Below are 12368 nucleotides of genomic sequence, written 5' to 3'. Positions count from 1 at the left end.
TAATTCCTCTTATGATTATTACATCAAATACCTGGAGGAAAACAAGTTATGCGTAAGAAGAGCGCCGAAAAAGAAGAAATTGCTGAAAAAGAGGTGATCAAAAACACGGTCAATTTTCATAAAGAATATTCTAAAGGTGAACAGGATCAAATCTTAGCTACAAACGCGCACGGCATGTCACGAAAAGCAGTAGAACGTATCTTTCTAGGTTCTTTCCCAGGACGTCACCATCATACTAACAAACGCAATGTGAATGCCTTAGCCCTAAGCCTACTATGGGTACAAGGATGGGATTTTCGAAACCTGCTTGGCATGCTAGAGCGGCTAAATTTATCCGATACAACAATTGATCTAAATATGCTCGGCCTTAAAGCAGGTTAAGCAACGTCAGAAATCATAAATTCTATCATTCACACTCAAAACACTCTTATTTGCAGCCGCAGATAAGGGTGTTTTTTCATTTCCGCCATTTTCCAATTCGACTCAATTTCGTCGCTAATATTAAAAGTGTCCTTAGGACAAATACGTATTTTCCAGGAGGTATTGCGATGAAAGCTTTACAAACAGCAATCGCAAATAATTGGCAGAAGTTGTCAGCTTCAATCGGGGCAACAACTACTGCGCTACTCGTACCCGTTGTAGCATCTGCACAAGATTTGACCGACGTTACTAAGAATGCTGGTGGGTCAATGATGAACTACATCATCATTGGTGTCATCGTAGCTGGTGTGCTTGGTGCGGCTATCGGTATTTTGATGCACGCATCTGGAATTCAACTATTGGCACAAGTGGGAACGAAACGCATTCTCGTCGGAATCGGCGCAATCGTTGCAATTCTCTTGTTGGGTGCCTTTGTTGGTTGGATCATCGGTGTTATGAACGGTGCAGGTGGAACTATGCAATGGCAATGGCCATTTTAGGTTTTTAAATTCTAAAGGAGTAGAACATGTTTGGTAACAAGAAAACATTTCTCAATCGTAATCCTTCAACGCCTGTTGAAGATGATTACTTTGCACGTTTCGCGGATGGGGTATTTGATCCAGATGCTGACGAAATTGTCTCTAATATCGTCAATGATTTATATGGATTGGTAGATTTGTTTCCCAGCGATTTCATTAGCTAACTTAAAACAGCTAACTGAATCAATTAAGAACGATATCGTCAATCAAACAGGTAAATCATTTTCACTAGGGACTGTTGAGTTCTTAAAAATTGATTCTGATTCAGGTAAGGTCGTAGAAACTGGTCTTGAGTGGACAGATGCAACCATCTCCGTTGGCTCAGAGAATTTCGTGGTTGAAACTCTTAAGTCAATTTTTAATAGTGAATTTACCCGAATGAACGATGAAATCAACTTTTCGGAGTTGGCCAATGGTACAACAGAGTTCGTCCAGGCCGCTAAGAAGTACGCAAGCATGACCGATGCTGATCTGCCAAGTATTCCTACTGAAGCAGAGTACGATGAGGCGGTTCGTAAAAATGTATCGTTAAAAATTGTCAGTCAAAAATTTGTTCAAAAGGAGCCTGGCACTGATCCTAATAATGATAAACCTAAAGACGATGACCAACCACAGCAGGTTCCGTCATCAAGCAGCGCTCCAAGCACTCAAAACGTGGCATCGTCAGCATTAGCGGACTCTTTAGGTAATGCCCAGTCATTTAATTCGGCTCAAGCAACCGCCGCAGGCACTGCGAGTGGGGAAGACACGGTTCATGAGGAAACAAAGAAACCTAAGTCTGGTTATATTCCGGTTCAAGACAAGCATCAACGTTCATTGAGTGCTTATCAACTACTGAATGCAGTCCAAATTAATGTGCCTCAATTCAAACTTAATGAAAATGTGGGAAAGGTTGGAAGTCCTGAGCAAGACAATTATGTTGCTGCCGTATTGAACAATGAGATGGATCAAGCCAATACCTTTCTAAAAGAGACTGGGAAGGCGTTCACGGATGCAATTAAGGCTTCAGTTAGCCAGACATTGCAACGAGCTGAGACTCAACGATCTAATAAGATTAATGAATTAAAATCCGTGGATAGCACCGAACTCATTGCTCAAAAGTTAAATCATGATCTCTCAAAGAAGTACGATCAAAAACTAATCGACGCAAGTAATCAGGCCGAAATTACGAAAGAGGCTGCCATTGAAGCTGAAAACAAACGGCATGATGAAGAACTAGCACGAATTGAATCAAACTATCAAGCTAACTTATCGAATTGGCATTAACCGTCAAAGACGATAAAGAGGCTGAATATAGCCGATTGCTCCCGGTTCAACAGTCTGAATGGCGTGATAACCAGGACAAAGAAATTGCAGCTTTTCTCGATAACTTTGACGTTCAAGTGACTGCTAAGATTCGGAAATTCATTAATGACAAGCACGCAGAAGCTTCTAATGAAATGAAAGAGGCGTTTGCAGACCTCACAAAACAATTAACGTCTAAGCGTAGTGCTTTGGTTAAAGAACATCAAGAGGCTCTTAATGCCAAGCAGAAGGCAGATGAGGCGTATACAAATCGTGAAGAAGTTCAGGATATGGAACAGAAGAATGAAAATCTTCGCAACACACAACGCCAAATGATTGCTAATCACACACAAGAGCTATCAAAGAAAGACGAGGAAATTGCAAAATTGAAAGATCAATTAGACGTTGCCAATGAGTCTAAAGCGACTTCTGATGATGCACTAAAGCATCTTCAAGATGCGGCAAAAACATCCAGTGAGGTGTTGGCCGCTATCCCTGAGAGATTGCTTAACGGTGGTGTTCAGAATTCAGCTTCAGATGATTTTCAAAAGTTATTGGCAGTACTTGAAAAGCAAAATCAACCTAAAAAGTCCAATGGGTGGCGTAACGCGTTCATTGGATTAGTAGCTACCTTAGCACTAGGCAGCGCCGGTGTTGGTGGGTTTGCATATACACAACAACTTGAATCGGATCACCAAGCTGATTTAAAGAAGCTAAATGAGGCTAACAAGGAGGCTCGATCAGTGCTAGAAAAGAAGATTGTTGCTCTGGAGAAAAAAGAGCAAGCCTCGTCTTCTAACATGGCCGAAGGAGCTAGCCAGCAAACCGCTAACACTCAAACGCAACAGCCAACTGCCACAGCTGCAACTACTGCGTCCCAAGTTACGCAAACAAGCTCTACGGGTACAGTTCCCGTAACTGGACAAAATCAGTCCGAAAACGTTGCTAATCAACAAACTAAGTAAAGCATTATATATTGAAAGTAGGAAAAAGATATGAGTATTAAAACTGTTGCGCCTAGCACCAAGTCACGCTCACAAAAAAAGCGAGAGTCACGCAACGAACGCTACGCACAAAGTCACACGTATAAGGCATATAAGAGCAATGGCCGATGGGCCACGGCTGCCGCAGGAGCCGTGGTAGCCACTGTCGGGGTTATGTCTATTGGTACATTGAACGTCAGTGCTGATTTAGTAGTAACGCCAACAAGTGCGAGTGCAACACAAGAGCAAGCACAAACCCAAACCTCAACGTCTTCTAAATCTGAAGGATCATCAACTTCAGATGGTATTGCGGTCGAAGTACCGCACGATCAACTTGATTCTCAAGTTGCGGCAGCTTCATCTGCCGGTGTTGCTGTAACTGAAAAGCCTGCTGTATCTTCAAGTGCAACGGGAATTTCAGAAGCAAACAAGGCCGAGTCTGAAATTGCTTCAAGTTATGCAGATCAAACGAGTTCATTGTCTGCTGTAACTTCATCACAAGTTGCAAACAACAACGCGTATAGTTCAACAGTCTCAGCAAGTAATGCGGCATCAAGTGCAGGTTCATCAGCCATTGATAGTGCAAACAACGCTTTGTCTGATGCTGCCAACAAGGCATTTGAAGCTGGCCTTACTGTAGATATTAATCACGAAACGGTCAGTCCATCCTACGTGGCACCTGGAAATTCAGACGCTGCCGATATCACCAAGACGAATTCTGAAAACGTTGGTATCTATCAAAGCGCCGTTAGCTCTGCTGCCACTCACACAGCAAACGACGCTAGTGCAATTAACAGCGCTGTGAACTCTTACGTAACAGCCTCAAACAGCGTAGCCGCTGAGAACGCTGCCATTGATGCTGAAAATGCAAAGAAGGCGCAAGAAGCACAAAATAACGGTGGTAAGACAATTGATACTGGTCACAGTGGTATTTCAGTAGTTGTGAACCAACAAACGGGTGCCATTACTTTCATTGGTATCAAGTCGGACGAAGATCTTGCGTGGGTAAAGTCTCGTGTCATCGTAGCCATTGACGCTCAAAAGGGCGCTCAAACGATGGATGGTAATTGGATTTCAATTAATCACACTGCTGGCGGTGCCTATCTAGGTGGCCTAGTAGGTGGTAATACAGACGATTCAGTCTATACCGCTGGTAGTGGCCACGCTCACGATAACGTTAGTGATGATACATTCACGTTTGGTGACGGTGGTTTCTATATTGTACCGGTAACCGTTGGTGATATGGACACCCCAACGGGTCCAAATTCTGGCCCAATTGAACAACACGTAACAATTACGACTGCTAATGGTTCAACCGACCTTGGACCTGTTTCTGGGCCTGGTGGAATTGATGGAAACACCGGTTCAAAGAATGATGTTGTGCACTGGTACGATTGGACTAACCAAGTTCAAATTCACGCTTATGTCAACAAAGACAACATGGACATCGGTACCAATGTAACAATTTTTGGTAACGCGAAAACGTCACCAAACGTTACTCCTATGACACCACACGCTAAGACACCTGATAAGCCACATCTAGCCGGTACAACTTACACTGTTGGATCAACAACGAAGCCAATCAAGGCAAAGGATTTGCAAGCCGATTACCAACTTGTTGATTTGACGGTAAAGCCACAAAATGCCAAGGATGATGACGTTAACGGTGATAACATTTCCGATTTAGGTAAGTTAATCTCAAAGGGATCAACAATCCATTATTCATTGGGTAATGATGCGCTACCTGCACACCGTACCGATAAGGCCACGTCATATGTTATTACTGATACCTTGCCGGATTCAGTACACACGACGCAGGCCCAAGTACAAGCAGCGCTTAACAAGTCTGGATTGTCAGATTTGTACACAGTTAAGGTGTCCGGCGGAACCAAGGATGGCGGTCAAACCGTTGTCTACACTGCAACACAAAAGCTTTTGGATCTTATGAACGCCGATATGTCTACTGCATATCAACCAGCAACTGTTATTCTTGATGCAACTTCTACCAAGGATAATGCGCAGTTTATCAACACATTCACGACGTCAATTAATGATTATCACGTGACGTCTAATAAGGTGCCAAATTCAACGCCTGATCCTAAGCCGCACAAGGATGATTTGAATCTTGCAGGTGTAAATATTGATGGTCGTACGGTTCTTCCAGGAACCACTAACGTATATAAGCTTTTGTGGGATTTGTCAGTATATAAGGGCATTACCTTAAGTGATGACCAAATTGCTAAGGGATTCATGTACCTTGATGATTTCCCTGAAGAAGCACTTAACGTTGATCCAAGCACGTGGACCTTCACTGATTCAAATGGTAACGCTGTGAAGGGGTTGACTGCTACGGTTTACCAATCAGTTGAAGATGCTCCTGCTAATGTTCAAGCTATGCTGAAGGCTAACAACATTGTTCCTAAGGGAGCATTTGCGGTGATCTTGCCAAAGGACGCAGCATCCTTCTACAAGGACTACGTTGAAGCAGGATTGGACATTAATATTTACGCACCGATGACGGTTAAGGACACATTCCAAGGCGAGTATAAGAATACTGCTTACCAGTTTGACTTTGGAAACGGTTATCAAACTGAAACTGTGACGAACAACGTGTCACCAATGACGGCAACTAAGAGTGTTGATGATTTGGATGGTAACTCTATTGACGGTCAAACTGTGAAGGTGGGGGACAACTTCAAGTATGTCCTTCACTCACCAGAGATTCCTGCCACACACGATGGACTAGGCGAACCTCTGTATCAAGCTGGTGGATTCGATGCACTCGACCCTGAATTCGACGAATACACTGGTCAATATCGCTTCGTTAATACTGTCCCAGTCGAACTGAAGACGACACCTTCTGATTCATGTCAAACGGCGCTTTGGAACGAACTACACGGTATGACGGTTAATGGCGTTCTTCCAGCCGGTACCGACTTGTCAAAGTACGTCACTGTTACTTATGGTAATAAGGTTCTAGAGAAGGACGAAAAGTTTGTTCACGACGTGACAGACTCTTCTGGTAAGGTATGGAAGGCCGGTGAGACTGTACCAGCGGGTACGGTAATCACAAACGTCTTCTCTTGGGAGTTCACACAAGCCTTCTTGGATCAACTTGTCACGACTTCTGGATTGAAGTACGATACCGAGATTCAAGTGAAGCGCTTGAAGCCAACTGATGGTGATGTATTAAATAGTGCTGTGTTCAGCTATAACAACGTAGAGTACAAGACCAACACGGTTCACACTCACACGCCGGAAAAACCAAATACTCCTGAAACACCGCAAACGCCGGGTACACCAGATACACCGGAAACACCCGGAAATCCTGGTAAACCAAGCACACCAGTGACACCGGTAAAGGCAGCGGCACCACAAGCCACGATTCAACCAGCGACTCCGGTATCTACTGCAACGATGTTGCCTGAAACGGCCGCATCTGGAAAGACGCAGTGGACATTGGGATTGCTAGAGCTTGGAATGTTGATTGCAGGTATTGGTAGCGTTGCTTTGAAGCGTCGCAAGGACCAAGGCGCAGCCTAATAAGCTAATATCTAAATGAAAGACCGATACGAGACAAATTTCGTACCGGTCTTTTTAGTGTATATGATATGTTATACGATTAAACATATTTGTAAGTATACGTATTCGGATAACATATCATATACTGTTTCTTTACCCAAATAATTGAGTATTATACTCATTCTAGTAATCTTTTAATGAATTGGAGTAATTACCATGATGTTTGGTACTCATAATGCACCATTAGCAATCAAGCCTAGTTTCGGGGCTTTATTTAATACTGTCAACTATTGGCGTCACTTTTTATCAAAAGGTGATGCTATTTTTGTTGCCTGCCTTTAATTACTCCAAACTTAAAACGTGAAGACATTCAGATTCACCACAAAGGTGGTATCTTGAACGGAAATTTGCTTGAAATTAAGCTCAATATAACGGATTTGGACTCGGTGTTGTTTCAAGCAAACAAAACAATTACCTCAGTTGAGAATAAAGAGCAAGTTGGTTAGGCAGTATCTGTTGATAAGGATCACTACTACGACAACACAATCCCAAAAGCAAGCGGAGCGAGCTAATCGTCAGATAGTACGGTTGCTGATTCCGTAACAAGTTCAGCGCTGGTTACTTCAATTGCCTCAACGACTGCGGATGTTTCATCTGATAAGTTACCACAGGTTGCAGCCAAGGCAACTGAATAAGCGGTTCTACCAAACACAGGTGAGGCCACACGCAGGAATCCATAGTTGGCAATTGGGTCAGCGCTAGTGTTTGCTTTGACAATCCTTACGGTATCGCTAAGGAATTTACGCAAGCGTAAGAACGCCTAGTTGTAGACAAGACTTGTTGAATTTGCGGTCATTAGGTATCATGAACTCATACTTAAACGAAGTGAGGAATTAGACATGGCATTGTCAAAGTCAGATTTTATTTCTAAGGTTGCTGATAAGTCAGAATTGACTAAGAAGGACGCTGGATCTGCCGTTGATGCTTTCTTGGCAGTAATCGAGGAATCCTTGGTTGCTGGTGAATCAGTATCATTTGTTGGTTTCGGATCATTCGAAGTACGTGATCGTGCTGCCCGTAAGGGACGCAACCCACAAACTGGTGAAGAAATTGAAATTGCTGCTGCTAAGATGCCTGCGTTTAAGCCAGGTAAGTCTTTGAAGGAAGCAGTTAACAAGTAATAACCCAATGGAAGCCATCACAAATGCGATGGCTTTTTTGGTGCAATCAGCGTAAGCTAGTTTGGACAAAAAGTACCAATTGGAGGATTGCACATCATGCCAGAAATTACATTACCATCGCTTTGGTTCGGTCTGGAGCCGGCCGTGTTTGTTGCCATTGCTATTCCGACGATCACAACAGTATGGCATTTCATCTCATGGTGGCTCGCTAAGCGGCCGTCAATCATTGCTGAGTTTACTTCCATAGGACCAATGGATCTGCCACTACATGAGCCAAAAAGGGACCCCGAAACAGGACAAGAAATCATAGAAAAAGAAATACAGATTAAAAACGTTGGTTCAACAATGATATGGGTCAAAAGTTTTAACGTATACAATGCCGAAACCAACGAATTAGTCTCACCCGAAAACGTCAAAAAGATATATTCAAACATTCCTCTGTACTCGGAACGCACATTGCGCTACCGTCTTCCATTTAATCCACAACATAAATTCAGAGTGGAAATCGTCTACACTTTGGGAGCCAATTCTTGGCTAAAAAGAAAAAAGAACGTTTTCTTAGACGGCTACATGCTTGGATTTGTTTCACCAGACTATCCACACATTCCGTTGCGCTAAAAATTTCAAACCTGGTACAGCCTAAGGTGCTTTGAAGCAAAAAATCTTCAAATACTTGCGGATCAAGCATTTGCGGCATGTTATACTGATTTTAGTTAAAAATATTGGCGGTGAAAAAATTGACCTTACAACTATCACAAATTAAAGACGACTTTTATAGTCGCACTAAATTTTCAGGTTCAAAAGCTGATGAAGACAACGTTAAACTAGGGACTTACTCAGAAATATTAAGTCCGTTGATAAAGGAATTTATTCCTAATTACCTATTTGACTCAGAAACAACTTATTTCAAAGGTGGTCGTAGCGACGGAACAATCAGTGGACTTGTTTTCGAGTACAAAAAGTCACATCACTTCGATAAAGAAAGTGGTGTAGACGAAGCTCTATACGGTCGAAATGGTGGCAAGTCTGACTCTGGACTCTATTCATACCTAATCGACGAAGTAGTGGAGGATGCCCCAGGAGTCCTTAACGATACACTTTTTGATACAAACGGAGTTGGTTTTGACGGGTTCCACTGGATTTTCGCGCGTTTCGTTCCAACGCCAACGGCTAACGAAATTGATGTCACAAATACACGTTTTGCAACGAAAAATAATAGTACGATGCAATTCAACGCCGGGTTCACTTATCACGTAGTCGATTTTGATTCGGGTCTAAAAGAACTTGTTACCTTAATCAAATCAATGGATAAGATAGCTCTGACAAAGGATAACCTAACAAATGTTTTCCGGCCTGCATCGTCAACCGTTCGCGATACCGTGCTTGCACTGTACGCAGTAATTGACGAAGAGTTGTACACGAAGAATAGCAGTAAGCGAGTGATAACCCTTTACGATGAGTGGCTTATGACGTTTGGTGCTATGTTTGGCGAGGACGATCAAAACACCGAGTTCAATGAAACAGCCGAAAGCATTGCGTCTCTGTATAACTTAAACAACTCAAATCTTGATCCGAAGATGTTCCTGTTTGCGTTACAAACTTACTTCAATATAGTGCTAAAGCTTCTAATTTCTAACTTTTTGACGCAAGCGAAGTCCCCAGTTGCCATTTTGCCAACTCAAATGGACTATATGGAAATCGCTAATCTGTTTGAAGGAAAAAACGACGAAGCTACGGTAGTAGCTAACTTTTTTGAAGTTCACTACTACGAATGGTTCACATTTGTAGACACCTCACATGTGGAACAAGTCACTGAAGCCATTAATACCGTTCTTTCGCAATTACAAGAGTTTGACATGGGTACTTTTACAGTTCGTCCTGAGTCAATGCACGATGTGCTTCAAGAAGTGTACATGAATCTGATTCCGGAAAAGGTTCGCCACTTACTCGGTGAGTATTTCTCACCAGATTGGATTGTTGAATTTGTTTTGGATCGCATTGGGTACTCAGAACAAGAACTTGGTAGCTCTATTATCGACAAGAAGATAATAGATCCTACTGCTGGGTCTGGTGCTTTTCTACTTCAAGCATTAAAGCGATTGATTTCCGCTTCAACTTCCAACGCCAAGCCGCTACTAAGCGCAAAAGATTTGGATAAAATAACATCCAACGTCGTTGGTTTCGATTTAAATCCAATTTCTTCGATTTCTGCGAAAGCGAATTACATTCTATCAGTCCTTTCTGTATCGGATTTCAACGATATTTCCGAACCAATTAATATTCCTGTTTATATCACTGACTCGGTTCTCGCCCCCGTTGTTTACTCAGAGGAGAATACAACAACATTTACGGCAAAAACTTCCGTTGGTGATTTCGTAATTCCGAAGTTTGATTCATTCAAAGCGGCAAATGGATTCATGACTGAACTTAGTAAGGCAGTGGATCTTGGTCGGAAGATTGATGTATTTTGGTCTTTGGCAAGAGCCGAATTTAATATCGACGAATCACAAGAAAATATCATCAAAAATCTTTATCTAAAGCTATCTGAGCTTCATAGAGCTGGACAAGACTCATTCTGGCCCCGAATACTAAAAAATAGTTTTGCCCCAGTTTTGTTAAAGCAAAGGTTTGACTTCGTTGTAGGTAATCCACCTTGGATTGCCTGGAAGGCCATGAGTAAAACTTACAGAGAGGGAACGCTAAAAGTTTGGCAAAGCTACGGTATCTTCGAAAAAAGCGCATACGATAAGAAAACAACGCATGACGATTTCGGGATGGCAGTCACCTATGTTGCTCTGGACCAATACCTTAAAAATAATGGTAAATTGATGTTCTTGTTGCCTAAGACCTTTATCAAGTCAACTAAAGGTGGTGAAGGATTCCGTAAATTCTCCATTACACGAAATGAGCAGGACATACCAGTTAAGGTTTTGGAGGTGGACGATTTCAACGATATTAAAATTTTCCAACCAAAGCACACGGTATCCACCATGGCACTTCTTCTTCAAAAGAACGCAAAGAACAAGTTCCCAATGTCAAACTGGAACTCTTGGAATTATGTCGGCAAAAGCAAGTTGAAATTTAATGCTCACGATACTTGGGCAGCTGTATCAACGCGTATTTCTAATACTAAATTAGATGCTCAACCTGTCGATTTAAACGATCCACAAACTGCTTGGTTATCAATGCCGCCTGCTGAGTTATCACTAGCTCAAAAGGCACTATCAAACGGTTCAGAACCGGTATATCACGCCCGAAAGGGAATTGAACCGGCAGGGGCAAAGGGCGTATATATTCTAAAGAAACCCGTTGTTAATAAAAACAATCCAAAGTTAGTCGATATACTTAATGATATGGACCGACAACGCCGCCCAGATTTGAAGAGCCAAGGTGCTCAACCAGGAACAATCGAACCAACATATATCTTCCCGATGCTTGGTGGACGAAATATCCATCGTTGGAGTGTGGATTCCTCAGAATTTATACTTGTTCCTCATGATGAGGAACACATCTACGGGCTGAGCGATGAGGAACTCGCAGAAAATGCACCTAGAACTTACAAGTGGTTGGAATACTATAAGCAAGGTTTATATGATAGTCGTGTTCAAAATGGAAAGTTCTTCAACCCCGATATTCATCCATGGTATAGATTAGATAACATTGGGCCTTACACATATTCAAAGTACAAGGTACTTTGGAAAGAACAAACAAGCAGTTTTGCTGCTGTTGCCGTTGGTCCATACAGTCAATCTGTACCAGATGCCGATTTAAGTTTAATCGGTGGGGTTGATAAGCCGGTTGTTGTAGATTTAAAAGTATTGCTGTTAGCAACGGATTCATTTGAAGAGGCGCTTTTCGTTGCTGGTGTTCTAAATTCACCAAGTATTCGTGACATCATTGATTCATACGCGGTAGCCCTAAATAGAGGAACAGATGTCGTTGACTACATCAAACTTCCGAAGTTCGATCCAGACAACGACGTTCATAAGGCCATTGTTCAAATTGCTCGTGACATTCAAACTCACATTAAGACTTTGACTAATGTTGACCTTACACAACGAGAAGCGCAATTGGACTCGCAAGTAAAACTATTATTCGCGTAAAATTGCGGCATGTTTATCCTTCAATGGCGGATCTTGATATAGTCTGCTAGTGGAGGACAACTGGTATGAATCAATTTCTTGTACGTGTAGCAATCTTTGACCAAGATAACTTTGACGAAGCATTGGATAACCGTGTGACTGTCATTTCACAGGAACACCACTCATGGAACTACGAAGACGTGTTGTTTAAAACTGACTTGTCAGATGTAGAACTGTCAGAGTATTTAGATCACCTTTACAACGAAGACGATGTTCAACTTGACTGGGGCTTTGTTCCAGAAGACGAAGAACTAGATCAAAATATTTCGTTATAAGTCAAACATAACGCCTGTACCC

Annotated in this window: 11 protein-coding genes; 10 read left to right on the top strand and 1 reads right to left on the bottom strand. The window is 42.3% G+C overall.

Annotation, left to right across the window (positions count from 1 at the left end):
* Window positions 1–48: 48 nt before the first annotated feature.
* The 6 genes from OIT45_RS11190 (at window position 49) to OIT45_RS11165 (ending at window position 6769) form a co-directional block, all read left to right on the top strand.
* Window positions 49–381, top strand: a complete 333-nt coding sequence (locus OIT45_RS11190; protein ID WP_199404768.1) for a hypothetical protein — start codon at window positions 49–51, stop codon at window positions 379–381.
* 167 nt (window positions 382–548) lie between these two features.
* Window positions 549–920 carry a hypothetical protein gene (locus tag OIT45_RS11185; RefSeq protein ID WP_135469666.1) on the top strand — a complete coding sequence of 124 codons (372 nt, stop codon included), beginning with the start codon at window positions 549–551 and terminating at the stop codon, window positions 918–920.
* A 26-nt stretch (window positions 921–946) separates the two neighbouring features.
* Window positions 947–1123 carry a hypothetical protein gene (locus OIT45_RS11180; RefSeq protein ID WP_264340087.1) on the top strand — a complete coding sequence of 59 codons (177 nt, stop codon included), beginning with the start codon at window positions 947–949 and terminating at the stop codon, window positions 1121–1123.
* A 214-nt stretch (window positions 1124–1337) separates the two neighbouring features.
* Window positions 1338–2225, top strand: coding sequence for a hypothetical protein (locus tag OIT45_RS11175; protein ID WP_264340086.1), 888 nt, complete (start codon window positions 1338–1340; stop codon window positions 2223–2225).
* Window positions 2216–3208, top strand: a complete 993-nt coding sequence (locus tag OIT45_RS11170) for a hypothetical protein (RefSeq protein ID WP_264340085.1) — start codon at window positions 2216–2218, stop codon at window positions 3206–3208. Before OIT45_RS11175 ends, OIT45_RS11170 begins: the two co-directional genes overlap by 10 nt.
* Before the next feature lie 30 nt (window positions 3209–3238).
* Window positions 3239–6769, top strand: coding sequence for an SspB-related isopeptide-forming adhesin (locus OIT45_RS11165; RefSeq protein ID WP_264340084.1), 3531 nt, complete (start codon window positions 3239–3241; stop codon window positions 6767–6769).
* A 547-nt stretch (window positions 6770–7316) separates the two neighbouring features.
* Here OIT45_RS11165 and OIT45_RS11160 read toward each other — a convergent pair.
* Complete coding sequence (locus OIT45_RS11160; protein WP_199404765.1) at window positions 7317–7556, bottom strand: hypothetical protein; 240 nt, start codon at window positions 7554–7556, stop codon at window positions 7317–7319.
* Between the two features lie 91 nt (window positions 7557–7647).
* Here OIT45_RS11160 and OIT45_RS11155 point away from each other — a divergent pair, with 91 nt between their 5' ends.
* The 4 genes from OIT45_RS11155 (at window position 7648) to OIT45_RS11140 (ending at window position 12346) form a co-directional block, all read left to right on the top strand.
* Window positions 7648–7929 carry an HU family DNA-binding protein gene (locus tag OIT45_RS11155; protein WP_167846843.1) on the top strand — a complete coding sequence of 94 codons (282 nt, stop codon included), beginning with the start codon at window positions 7648–7650 and terminating at the stop codon, window positions 7927–7929.
* Window positions 7930–8025: 96 nt separating this feature from the next.
* The gene (locus OIT45_RS11150) at window positions 8026–8547 is read left to right on the top strand and encodes a hypothetical protein (RefSeq protein ID WP_199404764.1); all 522 of its coding nucleotides are present in this window, start codon (window positions 8026–8028) and stop codon (window positions 8545–8547) included.
* A gap of 119 nt (window positions 8548–8666) precedes the next feature.
* Window positions 8667–12032: an Eco57I restriction-modification methylase domain-containing protein gene (locus tag OIT45_RS11145; RefSeq protein ID WP_264340083.1), complete on the top strand. Its 3366-nt coding sequence runs from the start codon at window positions 8667–8669 to the stop codon at window positions 12030–12032.
* A 65-nt stretch (window positions 12033–12097) separates the two neighbouring features.
* Window positions 12098–12346 (top strand): hypothetical protein, encoded by a 249-nt coding sequence (locus tag OIT45_RS11140; protein ID WP_199404763.1) that lies wholly within the window; start codon window positions 12098–12100, stop codon window positions 12344–12346.
* The last annotated feature ends 22 nt before the right edge of the window (window positions 12347–12368 follow it).

It is taken from the genome of Weissella sp. LMG 11983, assembly GCF_025908495.1.
GTDB lineage: Bacteria > Bacillota > Bacilli > Lactobacillales > Lactobacillaceae > Weissella > Weissella fermenti.
This window is presented reverse-complemented; position numbering and strand designations above follow the sequence as displayed.

Coding starts and splice junctions, on each gene's coding strand:
- OIT45_RS11190 (WP_199404768.1), top strand. CDS start 49: ATGCGTAAGAAGAGCGCCGAAAAAGAAGAAATTGCTGAAAAAGAGGTG.
- OIT45_RS11185 (WP_135469666.1), top strand. CDS start 549: ATGAAAGCTTTACAAACAGCAATCGCAAATAATTGGCAGAAGTTGTCA.
- OIT45_RS11180 (WP_264340087.1), top strand. CDS start 947: ATGTTTGGTAACAAGAAAACATTTCTCAATCGTAATCCTTCAACGCCT.
- OIT45_RS11175 (WP_264340086.1), top strand. CDS start 1,338: ATGAACGATGAAATCAACTTTTCGGAGTTGGCCAATGGTACAACAGAG.
- OIT45_RS11165 (WP_264340084.1), top strand. CDS start 3,239: ATGAGTATTAAAACTGTTGCGCCTAGCACCAAGTCACGCTCACAAAAA.
- OIT45_RS11155 (WP_167846843.1), top strand. CDS start 7,648: ATGGCATTGTCAAAGTCAGATTTTATTTCTAAGGTTGCTGATAAGTCA.
- OIT45_RS11150 (WP_199404764.1), top strand. CDS start 8,026: ATGCCAGAAATTACATTACCATCGCTTTGGTTCGGTCTGGAGCCGGCC.
- OIT45_RS11140 (WP_199404763.1), top strand. CDS start 12,098: ATGAATCAATTTCTTGTACGTGTAGCAATCTTTGACCAAGATAACTTT.